18 protein-coding genes and 1 tRNA gene are annotated in these 19,036 nt (G+C 75.3%); 10 read left to right on the forward strand and 9 right to left on the reverse strand.

The features are described from left to right. The first annotated feature begins 42 nt into the window (after positions 1-42). A complete protein-coding gene (locus CHC04_RS06875) occupies positions 43-504 on the forward strand; it encodes a DUF1707 SHOCT-like domain-containing protein (protein ID WP_217897204.1) in 462 nt (153 codons plus the stop codon). Between the two features lie 2 nt (positions 505-506). Here CHC04_RS06875 and CHC04_RS06880 read toward each other — a convergent pair whose 3' ends face one another. The 4 genes from CHC04_RS06880 to CHC04_RS06895 are packed head-to-tail and all read right to left on the reverse strand — an operon-like array spanning position 507 to position 3,614. Next, positions 507-1,271, reverse strand: a complete 765-nt coding sequence (locus CHC04_RS06880) for an FAD:protein FMN transferase (RefSeq protein ID WP_217897205.1) — start codon at positions 1,269-1,271, stop codon at positions 507-509. After that, the gene (locus CHC04_RS06885) at positions 1,268-1,699 is read right to left on the reverse strand and encodes an FMN-binding protein (RefSeq protein ID WP_217897206.1); all 432 of its coding nucleotides are present in this window, start codon (positions 1,697-1,699) and stop codon (positions 1,268-1,270) included. Before CHC04_RS06885 ends, CHC04_RS06880 begins: the two co-directional genes overlap by 4 nt. Next, on the reverse strand, positions 1,696-3,105 hold the full coding sequence (locus tag CHC04_RS06890) for a ferredoxin reductase family protein (protein ID WP_089403109.1): 1,410 nt from the start codon (positions 3,103-3,105) through the stop codon (positions 1,696-1,698). The genes CHC04_RS06885 and CHC04_RS06890 overlap by 4 nt, the downstream gene beginning before the upstream one ends. After that, entirely contained in the window at positions 3,102-3,614 is a 513-nt protein-coding gene (locus tag CHC04_RS06895; protein ID WP_089403110.1) for a hypothetical protein, read from the reverse strand. The genes CHC04_RS06890 and CHC04_RS06895 overlap by 4 nt, the downstream gene beginning before the upstream one ends. Before the next feature lie 132 nt (positions 3,615-3,746). Between CHC04_RS06895 and CHC04_RS06900 the strand changes: the two genes are divergently transcribed. Continuing rightward, positions 3,747-3,820 (forward strand) — tRNA-Ile (locus CHC04_RS06900). Positions 3,821-4,520: 700 nt separating this feature from the next. Next, a complete protein-coding gene (locus CHC04_RS06905) occupies positions 4,521-6,056 on the forward strand; it encodes a M4 family metallopeptidase (protein ID WP_089403111.1) in 1,536 nt (511 codons plus the stop codon). Positions 6,057-6,696: 640 nt separating this feature from the next. Here CHC04_RS06905 and CHC04_RS06910 read toward each other — a convergent pair. Continuing rightward, the gene (locus CHC04_RS06910; RefSeq protein WP_089403112.1) at positions 6,697-7,470 is read right to left on the reverse strand and encodes a hypothetical protein; all 774 of its coding nucleotides are present in this window, start codon (positions 7,468-7,470) and stop codon (positions 6,697-6,699) included. Between the two features lie 292 nt (positions 7,471-7,762). Here CHC04_RS06910 and msrA point away from each other — a divergent pair, with 292 nt between their 5' ends. The 4 genes from msrA to CHC04_RS06930 all read left to right on the forward strand — a co-directional run bounded on the left by msrA (position 7,763) and on the right by CHC04_RS06930 (position 11,309). Next, the gene (gene msrA, locus CHC04_RS06915; RefSeq protein ID WP_089403113.1) at positions 7,763-8,278 is read left to right on the forward strand and encodes a peptide-methionine (S)-S-oxide reductase MsrA; all 516 of its coding nucleotides are present in this window, start codon (positions 7,763-7,765) and stop codon (positions 8,276-8,278) included. A 179-nt stretch (positions 8,279-8,457) separates the two neighbouring features. Further along, positions 8,458-8,838 carry a hypothetical protein gene (locus CHC04_RS06920; protein ID WP_089403114.1) on the forward strand — a complete coding sequence of 127 codons (381 nt, stop codon included), beginning with the start codon at positions 8,458-8,460 and terminating at the stop codon, positions 8,836-8,838. A gap of 9 nt (positions 8,839-8,847) precedes the next feature. After that, complete coding sequence (locus CHC04_RS06925; RefSeq protein ID WP_089403115.1) at positions 8,848-10,677, forward strand: sensor histidine kinase; 1,830 nt, start codon at positions 8,848-8,850, stop codon at positions 10,675-10,677. Then, on the forward strand, positions 10,674-11,309 hold the full coding sequence (locus CHC04_RS06930) for a response regulator (protein WP_217897207.1): 636 nt from the start codon (positions 10,674-10,676) through the stop codon (positions 11,307-11,309). Before CHC04_RS06925 ends, CHC04_RS06930 begins: the two co-directional genes overlap by 4 nt. 30 nt (positions 11,310-11,339) lie before the next feature. On the opposite strand, the gene CHC04_RS06935 is transcribed toward CHC04_RS06930, so the two are convergent. Then, positions 11,340-11,816, reverse strand: a complete 477-nt coding sequence (locus CHC04_RS06935) for an SAM-dependent methyltransferase (RefSeq protein ID WP_217897208.1) — start codon at positions 11,814-11,816, stop codon at positions 11,340-11,342. A gap of 64 nt (positions 11,817-11,880) precedes the next feature. On the opposite strand from CHC04_RS06935, the gene CHC04_RS06940 reads away from it, so the two are divergent. Then, complete coding sequence (locus CHC04_RS06940) at positions 11,881-13,455, forward strand: LCP family protein (protein ID WP_089403117.1); 1,575 nt, start codon at positions 11,881-11,883, stop codon at positions 13,453-13,455. A gap of 16 nt (positions 13,456-13,471) precedes the next feature. Here the strand turns inward: CHC04_RS06940 and CHC04_RS06945 are convergent, their stop codons facing one another. The 3 genes from CHC04_RS06945 to CHC04_RS06955 form a co-directional block, all read right to left on the reverse strand. Continuing rightward, positions 13,472-14,368 carry an ornithine cyclodeaminase family protein gene (locus tag CHC04_RS06945; RefSeq protein ID WP_089403118.1) on the reverse strand — a complete coding sequence of 299 codons (897 nt, stop codon included), beginning with the start codon at positions 14,366-14,368 and terminating at the stop codon, positions 13,472-13,474. Further along, a complete protein-coding gene (locus CHC04_RS06950; protein WP_089403119.1) occupies positions 14,365-15,381 on the reverse strand; it encodes a proline racemase family protein in 1,017 nt (338 codons plus the stop codon). Before CHC04_RS06950 ends, CHC04_RS06945 begins: the two co-directional genes overlap by 4 nt. Positions 15,382-15,493: 112 nt before the next feature. Then, positions 15,494-17,104 carry a DUF4389 domain-containing protein gene (locus CHC04_RS06955; protein WP_176449849.1) on the reverse strand — a complete coding sequence of 537 codons (1,611 nt, stop codon included), beginning with the start codon at positions 17,102-17,104 and terminating at the stop codon, positions 15,494-15,496. 211 nt (positions 17,105-17,315) lie between these two features. Here CHC04_RS06955 and CHC04_RS06960 point away from each other — a divergent pair, with 211 nt between their 5' ends. Together CHC04_RS06960 and CHC04_RS06965 are read left to right on the forward strand one after the other, a co-directional pair. Further along, entirely contained in the window at positions 17,316-18,410 is a 1,095-nt protein-coding gene (locus tag CHC04_RS06960) for an Acg family FMN-binding oxidoreductase (protein WP_089403120.1), read from the forward strand. Beyond that, positions 18,407-18,985, forward strand: a complete 579-nt coding sequence (locus tag CHC04_RS06965; RefSeq protein WP_089403121.1) for an Rv1733c family protein — start codon at positions 18,407-18,409, stop codon at positions 18,983-18,985. The genes CHC04_RS06960 and CHC04_RS06965 overlap by 4 nt, the downstream gene beginning before the upstream one ends. The last annotated feature ends 51 nt before the right edge of the window (positions 18,986-19,036 follow it).

Below are 19,036 nucleotides of genomic sequence, written 5' to 3' on the forward strand. Positions count from 1 at the left end.
GACGCTGGCCCGCCGTTACCCGCCGAGCAAGGGGAGAAACAGATGAGCGGATCGGGCACGCCGTCACCGGCACCGCCGCTGCGGGCGGCCGACAGCGACCGGGTGGCGACGGTGCAGGCGCTGCAGGACGCCGTCGCGCGTGGGCTGCTGACCCTCGAGGAGGGCGGTGAGCGGATGGCGGCGGCGTTCGCGGCGGTCCACCTGCGCGACCTGGCCCCGCTGACCGCGGACCTGCCGCCGGCGCCCGCGGCGGCGCGGCACGGCGCGCCGGGCTGGCGGCCGCTGGGGCTGATGGCCTGGGAACAGCTGCGCACCACGATGACCGACGCGCGCACCGGCCGTCCGGCGGCGGTGCGGATCGCGCTCGTCACGGTGCTCACCCTGATCACGGTGCTGCTGGTGGCCTCGCTGGTGCTGCACGGGCTGGCCGACGCGTTCGACGGCCCCGACGGGTTCCGCGGCGGCCCGGACGGCCCCGGGGCGTTCTGGCGCGACGCGGGCTGAGCTCAGGGAGCCGGCGGCACCGTCTCCGCGGTGCCGTCGGCCCACACCACCAGACCGGTGCGCCCGGCCCGGCCGGCCAGCCAGCGGGCGGCGTCGCGGCCCAGCGCGTAGGCGGCGGTCGCGTCGACGTCGGCGTCGACGAGCGAGTCGGCCAGCACGGTCACCGACGCCACCCCCACCGGCGGCCGGCCGGTGCGCGCGTCCACGAGGTGCTGCCCGCGGTGCGCCGTCCCGGAGGTGGCGACGGCGCCCGCGGTCACCGGGACCGTCGCCACGAGGCGCCGGGGGTCGTGGGGGTCCTCGATCCCCACGCGCCACGGCCGGCCGCCGTCGATCGTGCGGCAGACGACGTCACCGCCGGCGTCGAGGAGGAAGTCGGTCCCCGGCAGCCCGCGCAGCACCCCGGCGGCCCGCTCGGCCGCCCAGCCCTTCACCACGCCGCTGGGGTCGAGCACCTCGGCGCCGTCCGGGCCGGGGCGGCGGACGGCGAACGCGCCCCCGCTGTCGCGCTGCACGGCTGCGCCGACGGCCAGCACCTCGGCCACCTCCGGCGGGCAGTCGCCGAGCGCCAGCTCGCCGCGGCCGAGACGGGAGACCACCGAGTCGGCCCGGTGGGTGCTGAAGACCCGGTCGGCCTCCCGCAGCACGGCCACCGCCCGCGCCCAGGCCGCGCGGCCGACGTCGTCGGCGGCGTGCCTGCCGCGCAGCGCGAGGCTGAACGGCAGGCCCATCACGTGCTCGACGTACCGGACCGGTGCGGCGGTCACAGCCCCGCCCGGTCGAGCGCGGCCTGCAGGGACTCCACGTAGCCCTCACTGGTGAGCGTCGCGCCGCTGACCGCGTGGACGTCGGCGCTCTGCGCGTCGAGGGTCTCCTGCACGAGCACGGGCACGGCCCGCGCGTTGATCTCCCGGTCCCTGCCGTTCCCGGTGGGGTACTCGACGACCTCGACGTCGGTGATCTGCCCGTCGGTGACGGTCACCTGCACCTGCACCGGCCCCCAGCGGGTGTCCGCCGCCGGGCCGGTGACGGTGACCGTGCCGCCGGTACCCGTCGTCGCCGTCGCGGCCCCCGCGGCCTCGACCACGGCGGAGACGGCCGGCGTCGACGACGTCGAGGTCGGGTAGCCGAACAGCAGGACGACGCCGGTGGCGGTCGTGGCCAGCCAGAGGACGATGCGGCGCACCCCGCTCACCACCCGAAGCTCTCGACGTGGCACCGGCCCGCGGGCAGGCCCGCGGCCTCGGCGCTGCGGCGGACCCCGGCGGCCCAGCCCTCCGGCCCGCACACGTACACGTCGCGGTCGGCGAGGTCGGGCACCCAGGCGGCGAGCACCGCGGCGTCCGGGACGGGCGGCACGCCCTCGCCGAGCCAGGAGTCGGGCGAGCGCCGGTGGCCGGGCAGCAGGAGGACCTGCAGCCCGCGCTCCCGGGCGAGCACGGCGAGCTCCCGCTCGAACAGGGGGCGACCGGTGTGGCGGTAGAGCAGGGCGGCCTCGCCGGGGGCGTAGGGCAGCGCCTCGGCCAGTGCGCGCAGCGGGGCGACGCCGACCCCGGCACCGACGAGCAGCACGCGACGCCGGGTCCGGGCGCGGGCGCTGAGCCGGCCGTGGGGTCCCTCGACGAGGGCACGGGTGCCCGGCCGCAACCGCGCGACCGCGGCGCTGCCGTCCCCGGAGTCCTTCACGGTGATGCGCAGGCTGCGGCCGTCGGGCGCGGCCGACAGCGAGTACGGGTGGGCGCGCGTCCAGCCGGGACCGGCGAGGAAGCGCCAGGTGAGGAACTGGCCGGCCTCCACGGGCAGCCGGTCGAGGTGCCGGCCGGACAGGTAGACCGACACGACGCCGTCGCCCTCGGGCACGACCGTGGTGACCCGCAGCCCGTGCCGGGCGCTGCGCACCACCGGCAGCGCGACCCGCCAGACCAGGACCGCCCCGGCGGCGGCCGTCCACAGGGACCACCAGTAGACGGTGGCCGCCGGGGAGGACAGGAACTCCTGGCCGGTCCACAGCTGGTGGGGCAGGGCGAGGCCGACACCGAGGTAGGCGTAGAGGTGGATCAGGTGCCAGGACTGGTAGCGCAGCCGGCGGCGGGCGGCGCGGACGCTGGTGACGACGACCAGCACGAGGCAGGCGGTGCCGGCGACGGCCAGCAGCATGCCGGGGTACTGCGTCGTCAGCTCCCACAGGGTGGCCGGCGTCCGCGACAGCTCCCCGGCGGCGTAGCCCCAGGTGACGAGCACGACGTGCCCGACCAGCAGGTCGAAGGACGTGAGGCCGGTGACCCGGTGCAGTCTCACGAGCCGGTCCTGGCCGAAGGCGCGCTCCAGGACGGGCAGCCGGCTCATCAGCAGGACCTGGACGAGCAGCAGGTCGGAGGCCAGCAGGCCGGTCAGCCGGCCGAGCGAGGTCAGCCCGGTGTCCCAGGCGGTCAGGTCGGCGACGCCGCCGCCGGAGGCCCACCACCAGGTGACGAGGGCGAGGCCGGCCCACAGCAGCACCGTGGCGACGGTGCGGACGGCGGCGTCCGTGCGCGCCCGCCGGTCCTCCTCGGGGACGGTGAGCACCGTCCCCGGGGAGGGCGTCGCGACGGCGGTGCTCATGCGGGGTCGCCGCCCGTCCCGCCGGTGGTGCCGTCGGTGGTGCCCTCGTCGGTGGTGCCGTCATCGGTGGTGCCGTCGTCGAGGCCGGGTGGCGTGCCGCCGGGGCCGGGCGGGACGCCCTGACCGAAGTTCGGCCGGCCACCGGGGAGACCGTCCCCGTCCGGGTCGGCGGTGCCACCGCCCTGCTGGACGACCGACGCCCCGGTGTCGCCGGCGGCCGCCGAGCCGACGGCGAAGCCCCCGGCCCCGCCGATCGCGAGCAGGGCCGCCGCGGCCGCACCGGCGGCGGCCCGCTTCCTCAGCGGGGAGGGCATCCCCTGCCGGGAGGTGCCCGCGCCGCCGGTCGGGGTGCTGCCGGCCGGGGTGCTGCTCACGGCGGGCGCGTCCGCCGTCGCGGTGCGGGACGGGCCGGACGCGGCGTCGGCCGGGACGTGCTCGGGGTGCCAGGCGGGGATCGTCGACGGCTCCCAGCGGTTGCCGCTGGGGGTCGGGGACGGGTGGTCGTTCACGGGTGCTCCTCGCGGTCCGGGGAGCACCACCGTGGCGGCCGTCGCTGGCGGACAGCCCTGCGCGGGCTGTGAGACGGCTCGACGTCCGCGGCAGTCCGCGGGGGACGTCTGGCAGGCTGGACGGCACCGTCCGGGGCGGTAGCTCAGCCGGTCAGAGCACGGGACTCATAATCCCTGGGTCGTGGGTTCGAGCCCCACCCGCCCCACGCACGATTGTGGTTTCGCCTGATGCTTGACGAACGGGCGTCGGCTGAGGCTTGACGCTCGCGCGATGCCGGAACCGAGTGTGGCGAGCAGCGGTATCGGGCGGTGCTGGCGGTCACCGCCGAGAGCCAAGACGTGACGGCGGTGGCCCGGCCCACTCGCGCACCTCCGCCAGCCGACCCGACTCGAGGCCAACTCGGGGCCGCGTGAACCAGCCGATGCGGGTCGACACCATAGGCGATGCCCTGGCACACCTCGGGGCCAGGAGCTCGTGGTGATCCGGTGCGGCAGTGTGCTGTCGGCTTCCGCGACGGGACCAGCGACTCGGTCATCGCCCGCAGCTCGTCACCGATCGGACGCGGCGTCGAGGAGGGTCCCTACGACGACATGCCCGGCAGCCTGCCCTGGCAGGTCGCCAGTCGACCGGGACCGAGGACCTCCTTCGTCGATGCCTCTTGATGTGCCCGTGACGTGGAGGTGACGCTTCGGTGACGTCCCCGTCAGACACTTCCCCCATCGCTGCAGTCCGCGCCTCAGTTCGGCCCACCACGGTGAAGTCGGCCAGTCCGATGAGAGGGCTTTCGGCACCCGGGTGCAATCGGGCGCCGACGATTGCAGGTCGACTGAGGAGCCTTTCGTACCGGCAGTGACCGGTTCACGACAGGCGGACGATGGCCGGACGTCCCTGCAAGGAGTGAGCCGATGTCCGCGAGTGCCATTGTGCTCGCTGTCGCGGGAACAGTCGTTGCGAGTCTGTTCGCCCTTTACACCAGCTTCCGCCTGTCCAAGGAGAGCAGCCGCACGTCTGCTCGTCTGATATATGGCGAACTCACCCGCAACAGTGCCGCGGTGGCCTATTTCCTCCGTACCGGGACCTGGCCCAGAGCCAAGGTCGACGCTCCTGTCTGGACTCAGCGGAGCGAGTCCATCGCGAAGATGCGGCGAGTGGTCCCCTTCAACTCGATCTACAAGGGCTATGCCGCCTTGGAGGCACTTGCCTTCGTCGCGCAAGAGGGCGACCGCCTCGGCCCGAGCAGTCAGCAGATACTGCGCACGGAGGTCGACGTCCTTCGCAACGCGATCAGCATGGCCGGTGAGATCGCGAAGATCGACAGGAAGGAGATCGACGAGAACCTCAAGACCCTGGAAGTTCGAGCGTCGGCGGCGTCCGCATCCGCCTTCGTGCACGTTCAACTGGGCACCGGCTTCGTTCCGCCCGAGATTCTGCGGCACGTGTGGGCTCAAGCTGGAGTTGCGCACGAGGCGTTGGGGCAGCCGTCCGAGGCGCCATCGGACCAGACGTCGTCGCCTGGCACGGAGACGCGGGCCGGGGCGCCCGACGCCCGCCTGATGCGTCGGGTCTACGACGCCCAGCACAGCAGGACGGGCTTGCGTCGGCATCAGGCGCGCAGCGAGGGTGAGCCTCCAGTCGCCGACATCACCATCAACGAGATCTTCGACGCCATGGGCAACACCCATCGGTTCCTCTGGGAGGCCTTCCGCTGCGACCTGCAGGAGTTCACAGGCTCCCCCATGACCGCCATCGCCCATTACGGCGAGAGATACGACAACGTCTACTGGGACGGGACTCAGTTGGTGGTCGGTGATGGCGATGGCCAACTCTTCAACCGGTTCAGCGCCTCCCCCGAGGTGGTAGCGCACGAACTGTGTCACGCGGTGGTCTCCGGCTTGGCGGGACTCCGGTTCGCCAATCAGGCCGGCGCCCTGAGCGAGGCCCTCTGCGACATCTTCGGTGTCCTGACCGCTCAGTTCGCAGCGAGTCAGACGACGGAGAAGGCTGACTGGCTGGTTGGCGCCAGACTTCTCCGGAACGGTGATGCGCTCCGCTCCCTCAAGTCACCGGGAACCGCGTACGCCAACGACCCGGTTCTCGGCACCGATCGGCAGGTAGCGCATCTGCAACAGTTGGTGCGGACGCCCGATGACAATGGGGGGGTCCACATCAACTCCGGGATTCCGGCTCACGCCTTCTATCGGACCGCCATGGCACTCGGTGGCTATGCGTGGGAGCGTGCTGGCCTCATTTGGTTCGAAGCTCTCAAGGACCCGAGTCTGCGCCCAGCTTCGGGCTTCACCGTCTTCGCCGGCTGCACGGTCGGCAGTGCCGTCTCGCTGTTCGGCGAAGCCACTCCGGAGCACCAGGCTGTGCTCGCAGCGTGGGAGGACGTAGGCGTTCATCCGAGGCCACGCCCTCAGGCGGCCACCCCCATGGCTTGAGTTCATCCGCCCTCTCTCGACCGGTTGGGTACAAGCCGAACGGGACTGCAGTCGTCCTGAGGCGAGGAATCCGGCAAGCGGCTCGTGGCAACCTCGGCCTGGGATCCGCGCCAGCGTGAGATGACCGCGCGTGTAGAGGACTACATGATCGTCAGCGCCGTGAGGTCTCAGGCCTGTGTGCCTTCCGTCCGACGACTGCGAGCCGACGTGCCGACGTGCCGACCCACGAGCTGCGACGGTCAGGACGATCGGTGGCCAGGGCAGCGGCGCACACTGTCCGGCGCCCGACCCTCGCATGGCCGGGTAGTGGGTTCGAGTCCTACCCCACACCGAGATGTTCGCTGCAGGTCAGGACTCGGACATGCCGTCGCACACAGCGCTGATCGAGGCGAGCCACCCCCGCCGGGATCGCCTCACCCCCGCGGGGGTCGCCCACATCCGCCGCGACGCATCCCCCGCTGTGTCGGGCTCTATGGAGCGTGCGACCCATCCCCGGTCCGACCGCTGCCTCACAAGCGTCCGGCTCGGCGCTGGGGCCGTACCGCAGAAGGCGTCAAGGCGCTGGCCCGGAGAGCGCCGGACACCGGGTCCTCAACGGGGCCGGATGAGACGTGGGAGGCGAACTCGGTCATGGCGACCATCAACCCTCGGAGGCGTCAGGCTGCTGGTCCTCGAGGAATGCCGTGAGCGCGTCCACGTCAAGCCAGACGCCGCGGTCCGGCACATGACCCTGCGGGACATCAGCGACACCCGGCACCTCCTCTCCTTCGTCATCCACGTCCGCGGCCACGTCATCCGCGGCCTCACCGCTCTCGGTGCCGAGCCAGTCCGCGATGACGGCGACGGCCGGCTTCTCCACCGCCTTCTCCACCAGGTGCGCAGGTATGGCGGCGAAGGGCACAACGACAGCCGTAGCGATCGCCACGACTGGTTTCCAGCTTCGCTTGAGCGCTCGTTGCAGCCGATCCGGCGAGTCGGTCGGCGTCAGCCTCGCTAGGCTGTCACGCAGTCGCTTGACGTTCTCCTTGGCCTGGCTCGTGTTGCCGACCTCAGAATTGGCCGCAGCGTCCAACGACCGCCGGACATCGGTGACCACCTCAGAAGCGTCCGGCGGGGGCTGGTGTCCGCATTGGACGAGGACCTGCAACAGGCCGTGGGTCACCATGTCGGTCAGCGCTCGGTGCTGCCGGCTGCTGACGACCCGCCGCTGTCGGCGTTTGGCCTTGCTCGATGGCAAGGTCAGGGCCTGCCAGAACTGGGCATCCCGGAGCGCGACGTCGAACCCGTGGACAGTCGCCCGGCGCGCATAGTCCAACAGCTGCACGCGGTCTGCCTCGGGAAGGTCTGCGGCAGTCGGATCAGTGGCCGCTTCGATTGCTCGCGCCGCCCACACCAGCGTGTCGTAGGTGTTCATCCGTCCTCCAGGATGGGGGGAGCGTAGTGGCGATCGGGGGACTGCTGCAGATCCGGTTGGCGCTCCACGACACGATCGCGTTCGCGAGGTTGCCGCAGGACGCGGCAGCGTCACCGGTGGAGCACGTCCTGCTCCACCGAGGGCCACACGACTTCGTCACCGTGCGATCTCAGCGGAGGTGACTCGGCCAGCAGGCAGCGAGAAGACCGAGATGGCCTCCGTCGCGACGCCGGGCGGAATCCCCGCACGCGCCGTGGTGTTCTGACGGCGTCCTAGAGAGGGAGGTCAGACGATGACCACTGAGACGGCGATCCTGGCCGGCGGCTGCTTCTGGGGAGCGCAGGACCTGCTGCGCAAGCGCCCGGGGGTGCTGTCGACCCGAGTCGGGTACTCGGGCGGCGACACGCCGAACGCCACCTACCGCAACCACGGCGACCACGCGGAAGCGGTCGAGGTCGTCTTCGACCCCGACCTGATCTCGTTCCGCGAGCTGCTGGAGTTCTTCTTCCAGATCCACGACCCCACGACGGTCGACCGTCAGGGCAACGACGTGGGCCGGAGCTACCGCTCGGCGATCTTCTACACCAGCGACGAGCAGAAGCGCGTCGCCGAGGACACGATCGCCGACGTCGACGCCTCGGGCCTGTGGCCCGGCAAGGTCGTCACCGAGGTGACCGCGGCCGGCCCGTTCTGGGAGGCCGAGGAGGAGCACCAGGACTACCTGCAGAAGTACCCGTACGGCTACACGTGCCACTTCGTGCGGCCGGGCTGGGTGCTGCCGCGCCGCCAGGAGCAGTCCGCTCGATAGCTCAGCCGTGAACACCGGAACGGCGGGTGCCCCACCGGCACCCGCCGTTCCGCGTCTCCGGACGGTCCCGAGGGATCTCCCGGCCTCCCGGGACCGGTGCCCTGGCTCCCGGGTCACGGGGCGTCGGAGCCTCTGTCCGGCACGTCCCGCCGGGGGACGTGCGGAGGAGGGAGCTCCCGATGTCGGCCGTCACCACCACCAGCGTCACCGACCGCACGCCCGCCCTGCGGGGTCTGGCTGCGCTCAGCGGCGTCCTGAACTGCCTGGCCTGGGGCGCGGTGGGCGCCTTCCCGGCGGTGGTCGTGCTGGGCCTGCCGCCGATCGTGGCGGCGCTCACCTGGCGTGCGCGGCCACGCACCGCCGCGGTGCTCGCCGGACTGCCCGCCGCGGTGGTGACGGTGTGGTGGGCGGCCTACTACAGCGCCAACGGGTTCGGCACGACGTCGGTGGCGCAGGAGGTCTGGTTCCTGCCGGCCGGCCCGGTCGCCGCGGCGCTGCTGGTCACGGTGGCTGCGACGGCGCTGCGCAACGGGTTCCGCCGCGGGGACACGCGGTCCTAGCGTCCGGCCATGGACCTGCTGGTCTACGTCGGCGGCGCGCTGGCCATCTGGGCGGTGACCGGCGCGCTGCTGACCCGCCGGCCACGGCATCCCGTCACCCTCACCCTGGCGGTGATGTCCGTGGCCTTGGGGCTGGCCCTGCTGACGCCGCTGGACGAGACCCACGGCAACGCCCTGTGGCTGCTCGGCCCGCCGGTGATGCTGGCCGTCCTCCTCGTCGTGTTCCCCGATGGTCCCCGGGGCCGCTGGTGGCGCCGGGTGCTGCGCTACCAGGTGGTCGTCCTGCTCTGGTCGACCGTGGCCGCGGTGCTCTGGCCCGACGGGGGGCCTCCCCTGGGGGCGCTCGCGATCGGCCTGCCCCTGGCGCTGTTCCTCCCCATCGGCGTCGCCGCCGTCGTCTCCCTGGTCCGGCTCCGGCGGCGCTCGACCGGCAGCAGGCGGGTGCGCATCGGCCTGGTCCTCGCGGCCGGCGCCGCCGTCGCGTCGACCTACCTCCTCGCCGGGCCGGTGATGCTGGCCGTCCGCGGCGCCTGGCCGCAGGCGAGCCGGTTGCAGGACCTCTACGCCGTCGCCACCTTCGCGCTGTTGCCGGTCGCCGTGGGCCTGTCGGTGCTGGTCGAACCCACCGCGTCCCGCCAGGCGCGGTGGGACCGCGTGTGGTCGGTCCTGCTCGGGGCCGGCGGTGCGTTGTTCACCGGGGGTGCCGTCGCCGGCGCCGTCGAGGTGGCGGACCCCGACGCCCCCGCCGCCGTGCTCGTGTGCGCGGCCGCACTGGCCGTCGCGGTGGCCGCTGCGGCCGCGGGGTGGGTGCACCGGCGGGGTTCCGCGCTGCGGCCGCCGTCCCCGGACCGGGCGACCACCGGGCTGCGCGACCTGGCCGCGCGGCTCGCCGCCGCGCCGGCGCCGGACGAGGTCCTCCCGCTCGTCGCCGCCACGGTGGGCACGACCCTCGAGCTGCAGGGCGCGGCCGTCGACGTCCAGGTCGGTCCCGCGCGGGAGCGGTTGGCCACCTGGGGCCGGCCGGACGGGCGCGAGCTCGAGCGGCCGCTGGAGCACGCCGGCCAGGTGGTCGGCCGGCTGGTGCTCGTGCCGCACCCGGACGGCGTCCCGGTGGACCTGTCCGCGCTCGACGAGCTGCTGGCACCGGTGGCCGCCGTCGTCGCCGCGGCCCGCCTGACCACCGAGCTCGAGCGCGCCCACGGCCGGCTGGTCCGCATCCGCGACGACGAGCGGGCCCGCCTGCGCGCCGACCTGCACGACGAGCTGAGCCCCTCGCTGTCCGGGGTGCGGCTGGCGGTGGCCGCCGCCCGCGAGCGGCTGGAGGCCGGGGACACCGACGGCGCGGCGGCGCTGCTGAGCAGGGTCGAGGACGAGACCAGCCGGGCGGGCGGGGTGGTCACCGGCATCCTGGAGGACCTCCGCCCCGACGACCTGGTGCGCCGCGGCCTGCTCGCCGCCGTGCGGGACCGGGCCGCGGCGCTGTCCCGCCCGGGTGCCTTCGAGGTGACCGTCGAGGCCGGCCCCGACCTGCCGGCGGTGACCCCGGAGACCGAGGTCGCCGTCTACCGCACCGCCACCGAGGCGGTGGCCAACGCCGCCCGCCACTCCGGTGGCCGGCACTGCCGGGTGCGGCTCACCGCCGGCGACGGCGCCCTGGTGCTCGAGGTCGCCGACGACGGCACGGGCCTGCCCGCCACTGCGCCGCCGCGACCGGGCGGCGGGGTGGGCCTGCCCTCGATGGCCGCCCGCGCGGAGGCCGTGGGCGGCCGGCTGCGCGTGGGCACGCGGACCGACGGCGGCGCCGAGGTGCAGGCCCACTTCCCGGCGGGGACGCCGTGACCACCCGCGTGCTGCTCGCCGACGACCACCCCATGTTCCGCGAGGGCCTGCGGGCGATGCTCGACGGCCGCCCTGCCTTCGCCGTGGTCGCCGTGGCCGCCAGCGGCGAGCAGGCCGTGGCCGCCGCCGAGCGGGAGCGGCCCGACGTCGCCGTCCTCGAGCTGCGCATGCCCGGCGGGGACGGTGTCGCCGCCACCGCGGGCATCCGGCGGGTCAGCCCGGACACCCGGGTGCTGGTGCTCACCTCGTTCGACGGTGACCGCGAGGTCGCCGACGCGCTGGCCGCCGGCGCCCACGGCTACCTGCTGAAGTCCGCGGCGCCGTCCGAGATCGCCGACGCCGTGGCCGCCGTGGCCTCGGGCGCCTCGGTGCTCAGTGACACCGTGCTGGCCACGATCGCCCGGCGCTCGGCCGTGCCGCGGTCACGGCCCTTCCCCCAGCTGACCGACCGGGAGTTCGACGTGCTCGAGGCGCTGGCCCACGGCCTCGACACCGAGGCGACCGCCCGCCGGCTGGGCCTGTCGGGCAAGACCGTGCGCAACAACCTCTCCAGCGTGCTGGCCAAGCTCTGCGCCAGGGACCGCGCTGCCGCCGTGGTGCTCGCCCACCAGGCGGGGGTGGGGCCGGGGTGAGCGTCTCCACGGCTGCGGCGCCGCCCGGGATCAGGGCCGCGCGTCCGGGGCGTGCCAGTAGCCGGCCATGAGCTCGTGCGACCAGGCCGGCTGGCGCACCTCGCCGCGGGGGCCGAACTCGGCCATGTAGGGCTTGACGTCGAGCACGGGCGTGCCGTCGACGGCGTCGAGGGCCTGCACGGTCAGCGTGAGCCCGTCGACGCCGAGCAGCCGGCACACGGTGACCCCGATCCGGTTGGGGCGGCCCTTCCCGCGCTGGGCGAAGATGCCGACCTCGGGCCAGTCGGGGTTGCCGCGGGGCCGGCGGGCACCCGTCTGGACGGCGCCGGGGTCGACCCGGTCGAAGAGGTACACGACCTCGACGTGGGAGAACTCCTCGAGTCCGCGGAGGGCGTCCGGCCCGAACCGCGCGGGGTCCAGCGTGACCGTGGCGGTGACCGAGTCCCAGTCGTCGTCCAGCGGCTCGGTGCGCGGCGAGGCGACCCGGCCGATCGGTGCGACGTCCACGGCGAGCACCCTGCCACGTCGCGGCGGCCCCCTCCGGACGCCGGCCGCCCCTAACCTCGATCGCGTGAGCCGAGACCACGACGAGCACGGCGGGTCCCCGGACCGCCCCCTCCCCGCGTGGCTCGACCCGCGCGGCGGCCGCCCGTCCCGTCCGCACCGTGCGCCCGCCGCCGACGGCGTCCGGCCGCCCACCGGCGGCCGCCGCCGGACCGCCCGCGGCGTGGTGGTCGCCCGGTCGGTCGCCGCCGTGCTGTCGGCGCTGCTGCTGGCCGGCAGCGGATGGGGCTGGTACCTCGGCCGGGTCGCCGAGGCCACGGTCAACCGCACCGACGCCATCCCCGCCGACGGCAACGACGATTCCGCGGACGCCCCGGAGGCGATGAACCTGCTGCTGGTCGGCAACGACAGCCGCGCCGCCCTGACCCCCGAGCAGCTGGCCGAGCTCAGCGCCGGCGTGGACTCCGGGATCAACACCGACACGATGATCCTGGTGCACGTGCCGGCCGACGGGTCGCGCGCCTCGTTCGTCTCCTTCCCGCGCGACTCCTACGTGGAGATCCCGGGCTACGGGATGGACAAGCTCAACTCGGCCTACGCCCACGGCTACGCGGAGGTCGACGAGTCCGCGCCGGTGGAGGAGAAGGAGGCCGCCGGCGCCCAGCTGCTCATCCGCACGATCAGCCAGCTCTCCGGCCTGCGGATCGACCACTACGCCGAGGTCGACCTGCTCGGCTTCTTCGAGCTGACCAGCGTCGTCGGCGGCGTCACGGTCAACCTCTGCTACGCCGTGGACGACTCGGAGTACTCCGGCGCGGTGTTCCCCGCCGGCGAGCAGACCATCTCCGGCGCCGAGGCGCTGGCCTTCGTCCGCCAGCGGCACGGCGTGCGCCCGGACGGCAGCACCGCCCTCCCCCGCGGCGACCTCGACCGCATCGTGCGCCAGCAGGTGTTCATCGGCGGCGTGCTCCGCAAGGTCCTGTCCCAGGACGTGCTGCTCGACCTGGGCACGCAGCGGCAGCTGGTCGAGGCGGCGTCGAGGTCGCTGACCGTCGACGAGGACCTCCGGCTGCTCGACCTGGCCCAGCAGCTGCAGTCGGTGACCCCGGGCGACATCGACTTCCAGACCGTGCCGATCGTGGAGGCCGACGACCGCGACGAGGAGGGCCGCTCGATCGTGCGGCTGGCCGACGAGGAGACGCTGCACCGGTTCTTCGCCACCCTGTCCGAGGAACCCGAGGCGCCGGCCCCCGCACCGGAGGCGCCGGCCACCGTGGCGCCGTCGGAGGTGTCGGTCGCCGTCTACAACGGCTCGGGCACCTCCGGCCTGGCCGCCGAGGCCACCGCCGACCTCGAGGCCGCCGGCTTCGTCGTCACCGAGACCGGCAACGCCGACAGCAGCGACTACGAGCGAACCGTGATCCGGCACGCCGCCGGGGACGAGGCGTCGGCCGCCACGCTGGCCGCGCAGGTCCCCGGGGCCGCCGTCGAGGTCAGCGAGGACGCCGACAGCGGCACCGTTCAGCTGGTCCTGGGCAGCGACTTCACCGGCATCGGGCAGCCGACCGAGCCGGCCGAACCCGCCGGCGAGAGCACCGCCGAGGAGCCGCGGACGGCGGCTGACACCGGCTGCATCAACTGAGCTCAGGCGCCCGAGCTCAGACGCCGTGTCGCTCGGCGACCGCCGTGGCCACCACGAGGTCCTGCCAGGACATGCCGACGGTCTTCACGACGAGCGGCCGGTCGGCGGGCACGGCCGCCGCACCGGTCACGACGTCGCGCAGCGGCACCAGCGCGGCCGGGTCCAGGGCCCCCTCCGCGACGGCCAGGACGACGTCGCCGGCCTCGCGCAGCGCGGTCGCGACGTCCTCCACGACCACGGTGGCGCGGCCGAGCAGCACGGCGTCGAGCTCGCGGGCGTCGGGCTCGTGGGAGCCGACGGCGACCACGACGGCGTCGTCGCGGAGCAGGGCGGGGTCGAACAGCGGCTCCCGCGCCGAGGTCGCGCAGACGACGACGTCGGCCGTGCGGAGGACCGCCGCGGCCCGCGGTGACCCGAGCGCCACGGCGTCGAGCGGGGTGCGGGACGGGTCGCGGACGAGGTGGGTGGTCTCCCCCAGCGGGCGGACGGCGGCCAGCGTGGCGACGTGGCCGGTGGCCTGCGGTCCGGCGCCGGCCACCGCGACGCGCAGGGGGCGGTCGGGCAGCCGCGGCAGGACGGCGGCCACCGACACCGCCGGGGTGCGCAGCGTCGTCAGCGCGGTGCCGTCGAGCACCGCGCGCAGCGCGAGGGTGTCGGCGTCGAAGAGCAGGTAGGCGGCCTGGACGCGGGGCAGCCCGCGGGCGGGGTTGCCCGGGGCGACGGTCACGACCTTCACGCCGGCCGCGGCGGCCGCCCCCGACGGCATGAGCAGGAACTGGCCGCGGGTCAGGGGGACCGGCACGCGCGGCGGGTCGGCGGCGGGGTCGAGCCCGCCGCGCAGCGCGTCGGTGACCGCCCGCACCGCGGCGGCGGGGCCGAGCGCCGCCACGTCGTCGGCGTCGAGGACCCTCACCGCAGCACGAACCCGGGGACCAGCGGGTCGTGCGGGTCGATCGAGAACAGGTGCTCGCCGGTGCGGTGGGCGGTGCCGGTGACCCGGGGGACGACGGCGGCGCGCCCGCCGACGTCGAGGCGGTCGAGCACCGCGCCGGTGAACGTGCTGCCGACGATCGACCCGTGCCGGAGCACGGTGCCCGCCCGCAGCCGGCCCTCCGCGTCGAGCACCGCCAGCCGGGCGGAGGTGCCCGAGCCGCACGGGGAGCGGTCGACCTCCCCGTCGGCGAAGACCGCCACGTTGCGCTGCCGCACCTCGCCGTCGGCGTCGCCGAGCTCGTCGAACCAGATGGTGCCGTAGACGCCGTCCTGCCGCGGGTCGTCGGGGTGGCGGGCGTGCTCGGAGCCGTCCAGTGCCCACTTCACCTCCCGGCCGAGGGCGATGAGGTCACCGAGGTGCTCCGGGGTGACCGACAGGCGCAGCTGCGCGGCCGGCAGCGTCGCGTAGGTGGCGCCGCCGTAGGCCACCGTCACGGTCACCTCGCCGCGGGTGGTGGTCACCGGCACGCCGGTGGCGACCACCCAGCTGGGCACGTTGACGAAGTCGACAGCGACCACCCGCCCGTCCTCGCGGTGCACCCGGGCGGTCACCCGGCCCGACGGCACGTCCACCACGACGTCGACGCTGCCGGTTCCCGGTGCCGCCACCCGGCCGGACTCGACCGCCCACACGCCGAGCGCGATCGTGCCGTGGCCGCAGGCGGTGGAGAACCCGTCCTTGTGCCAGAACAGCACGCCGAGGTCGGCGCCGTCGTCGTCGGGCGGGACGAGGAACCCGCCGTACATGTCGGCGTGCCCGCGCGGCTCGGAGCACAGCACCGCCCGCAGCGCCTGCACGTCGGGGTCCCCGATCGCCCGCGCCCGCCGGTCGGCCACCGTCGTCCCCGGGATGGGCACGGGCGGGTCGACCACGATCCGGAAGGGCTCGCCGCCCGTGTGGTAGTCCGTCGTCGCGATCGTCGCCGGCAGCACACCGGCACCCTGCCACGCCGGCGGTGCGCGACCGCCCTCCGCGACCCCCGGCCGGTGGCCACGCGCGACGACGCCCCCGCCGCGGTCGCGGCGGGGGCGTCGTCGTGCGCGGTCAGGTCCCCGACCGCCCCGTCACCGGCAGGTCCGGCTCGGTGCCCCGCGGGCTCGGCACCACCGGCCGGCCGGTCGCGGGGACCGGGCCGGACGGCGGCAGCGGCCGCGCCCCGTGCACCGCCAGCCCGATCAGCAGCCCGCCGACCAGCAGCAGCACCGCGCCGACCCCGAGCAGCCCGACGGAGAACCAGGTGAGCCCGGGCAGCGTGGCCCCGGCCCGGACGTCGGCCGCCACCCCGGCGCCGCCGTCGGCCCGCATGACCACCACCGTCCAGTTGCCCTGGTCGGGACGCCAGTCGATCACCTGGGTGCCGGTGCCGCTGGCCTCGACGGTCCAGATGCCGGCCTCCGTCGGCGGGACGGCGGGCGCGCCGCCGGCCACGTCGTCGGTCACCCACGTCCGGTCGTCGTCCCAGATCCCCCACCCGGTGTCCAGGTCCTCCACGGTCGCGTGCCCCACGCCGCGCAGGTACCGCTCGACGTCGGCGGTCGGGGCCACCCCGACGAACAGCTCGTCGCCCGGGTCGGCGGGGGTGACCTCCACGCGCGCCGTCCCGAGCAGCTCGTCGACCACCCACTCCAGGCCGTCGCCCTCGAACACCATGCCGTCGGTCGTCACGGCGTTGCGGTCGGTGTCCACCGACGCCGCGGGCGCGAGCAGCACGCCGTCGGCGTCGCGCTCGGCCCGGTCGGCCCACAGGAGCGTGCCGCCGGCGACCAGCGGGCCGGTCGCGGCGAACACCAGCACCGAGCCGACCACCACCGCGGTGACCCGTCCCGCGGTCCACCGGCTCGGCGGCGCGGCGGCGAGCGGTGCGGCGGACGCCGGCGGCGAGGCGACCGGCGTCGCCGGGGCGCCGGCCGGGGACGGACCGACGGGCGGGGGCGCCACGGGCACCGACCCGGGGTCCGTGCCGCCCAGGTCCAGCCGGAACGGCGGGTAGGCGTCGGTCAGCAGCAGCGCGTAGGCGGTCACCCGCCACGCCCAGCGGTCCATGCCGAGGACGAAGTCGTAGATCGGCACGGGGTAGCGCCCGCGGACGAGCAGGACGACGCCGGCGACGAACACCAGCAGGGCCACCAGGCCGCCGAAGCCCCAGCTGTCGTCCCAGACGCCGTCCCCGTCCCAGGACCCGGTGCCCAGCCACACGCCGCCGCCCACGAACACGGCCAGCACGAGGTAGTGCGGCAGCGCCAGCAGCCACCACTTGACCAGCACCAGCCCGCGGGAGAGCCGCTCCGGGTAGGGCACGTCGAGGTGCGCCGGGGAGCCGGGCACGTCGGCGAGGGTGAACGGCGGGTACCGGTCGGTGCCCAGCGCCATGTAGCCGTAGTGCTGCACGCGCCACGTCCAGCGCAGCACGCCCACGGTGAAGTCGAACAGCGGGCGCGGGTAGCGCCCGGTGACCAGGATCGCGAAGAACGCGGCGACGGTGACGACGCAGACCGCCACCCACAGGAACGTCAGCACCACGTAGTGCGGCACCAGCAGCAGCCACTTGACCAGCCAGAGCCCGCGCGACAGCCGCGCGTCCAGCAGCCCGTCGACGCGGACCGGGTACGGCGGACGGCTCCCGGGTGGGGCCGTCGGAGACACGTGCTCGCTCACGGCACACCTCCTCGGCCGCCGCGACGGCCCGGAGCGTCTCCCCGGTGCAGGCGGCCGACCCGAGCCTCGCGACCCCGGCGGGCCGGGGACACGGACCAAAGGGGCCGGCACGGGGGACGTTGGTCGCTGCCCCCGGTGACCGCGGGCCCCGGTGCGGAGCCCTCCGCGCGCCCGACGCTGGGGCGAGACACCGTCCGGGAGGAGTCGCACCGTGACCCGCCGCACCACCTCCTCGGAGGGCCTCCCCACCCGGATCCCGCCGGCCTCCCCGCTGGAGGCGGCCGCCGACGCGGCGGTGCTGGCGCCCTCGGTGCACAACACCCAGCCCTGGCGGATCCGGCTGCACCCCGACCGGCTGGAGCTGTCCGCCGACCGCACCCGGCGGCTGACCGTCCTCGACCCCGCCGGCCGCGCCCTGACCCAGAGCCTCGGCGCGGCACTGCTCAACGCCCGCGTCGCGCTGGCCGCGGCCGGATCCGCCGTGCGCGTCGACCGGCTGCCCGACCCCGCCGACCCCGAGCTGGTGGCCGTCCTGCGCCCCGTCGACGGCCTCCCGGACGCCGCGCTGGCCACCCTCGCCCCCGCCGTCCGCCGGCGCCGCACCAACCGCCGCCGCTACGGCCCCGGCCGGGTCCCCGACGAGGTGCTGCGCGTCCTGGTCGCCGCGGCCGCCGCCGAGGACACCGTCCTGGTGCCGGTCATCCGCGACGACCACGTCCACCTGCTCGCCCGCCTCACCCAGCAGGCCGACCGCATCCAGAACGCCGACCCCGCCTACCGCGCCGAGCTGCGCCGCTGGACCAACCGCGAACCGGGCACCGGCGACGGCGTGCCGACCAGCGCCGTTCCGCACGTCGACGGCCGCCACCACGACCAGCTGCCCGTGCGCGACTTCGACACCGCCGGCGCCGGACAGCTCCCGGCCGACACCACCTCGGACACCACCCAGACCCTGGTGCTGCTGGCCACCCACACCGACGACCCACTGGCCTGGCTGCGCTGCGGAGAGGCCCTCGAGCGGGTGCTGCTGGAACTCACCACCCGCGGCTGGGTCGCCGGCCCCCTCACCCAGGCCATCGAGGTCCCGGTCACCCGCACCCAGCTGCGCTCGGCGCTCACCTGGGACGCCCACCCGCAGTCGGTGCTGCGCATCGGCCACGCCCCGGCCACCTCACCCACGCCGCGCCGTCCCCGCGGGACGGTGGTCGAGAACAGCCCCGCCCCCGCCGGGCGCCCGGCCCGCGACCGGACCGTCGCCGCCGCCCGGCCCGTCCCCGACGGCCGCGGGGGGACGACGTGGGTGTGACCGGTCGCCGCGGCGCGGTGCGGGCCCGGCTGCGGCGCGGCACGGGGCCGGCCGCCCGCCCCGACGACCGGGTGGAGCTGCTCTGCCTCGTGCTGTGCACCCTGCTGGCCGTGCTCGCGGTGCCGGTGGGGCTGGCCGTGGGGACGGCGGTGGGCACCGACGCCTCGGCCGAGGCGCGCAGCCAGCGGGAGCTGCGTTCCGAGGTCCCGGCGGTGCTGCTGGAGGACGGGCGGGCGCTGACCGGGACGGAGGCGGTCGCCCTCGCGTCGTGGACCGCCCCCGACGGCAGCTCGGGCGAGGACGAGGTGCGCGTGCCGGCGGGGACCCGCGCCGGGGACACGGTGCGGATCTGGCTCGACGCCGACGGCCGCCGAACCGGCGCCCCGCTCTCGGAGACCGGGGTGCGGGTGACGGCCGCCGTCGCGGGCACGGTGACCGCCCTGCTGCTCGCCGCGTCCGCCGTCACGCTGCACGCCGCCGTCCGTGCGCTGCTCGACCGCGCGCGGTCCCGCCGCTGGGCGCGGGAGTGGGCCGAGGTCGAGCCGGTGTGGGCGGCCCGGTTCCGGCTGCGCTGAGCCGGCACGGCGGAGGGGCCGGGACGCGGTGCGTCCCGGCCCCTCCGCCGG

Origin of the sequence: Geodermatophilus saharensis (assembly GCF_900188205.1) — a bacterium.
GTDB lineage: Bacteria > Actinomycetota > Actinomycetes > Mycobacteriales > Geodermatophilaceae > Geodermatophilus > Geodermatophilus saharensis.

Excerpts from the sequence above, each read along its gene's own strand:
- CHC04_RS06890 (WP_089403109.1), bottom strand. The coding sequence starts at position 3,105 with ATGAGCACCGCCGTCGCGACGCCCTCCCCGGGGACGGTGCTCACCGTC.
- msrA (WP_089403113.1), top strand. The coding sequence starts at position 7,763 with ATGACCACTGAGACGGCGATCCTGGCCGGCGGCTGCTTCTGGGGAGCG.
- CHC04_RS06910 (WP_089403112.1), bottom strand. The coding sequence starts at position 7,470 with ATGAACACCTACGACACGCTGGTGTGGGCGGCGCGAGCAATCGAAGCG.
- CHC04_RS06920 (WP_089403114.1), top strand. The coding sequence starts at position 8,458 with ATGTCGGCCGTCACCACCACCAGCGTCACCGACCGCACGCCCGCCCTG.
- CHC04_RS06905 (WP_089403111.1), top strand. The coding sequence starts at position 4,521 with ATGTCCGCGAGTGCCATTGTGCTCGCTGTCGCGGGAACAGTCGTTGCG.
- CHC04_RS06875 (WP_217897204.1), top strand. The coding sequence starts at position 43 with ATGAGCGGATCGGGCACGCCGTCACCGGCACCGCCGCTGCGGGCGGCC.
- CHC04_RS06925 (WP_089403115.1), top strand. The coding sequence starts at position 8,848 with ATGGACCTGCTGGTCTACGTCGGCGGCGCGCTGGCCATCTGGGCGGTG.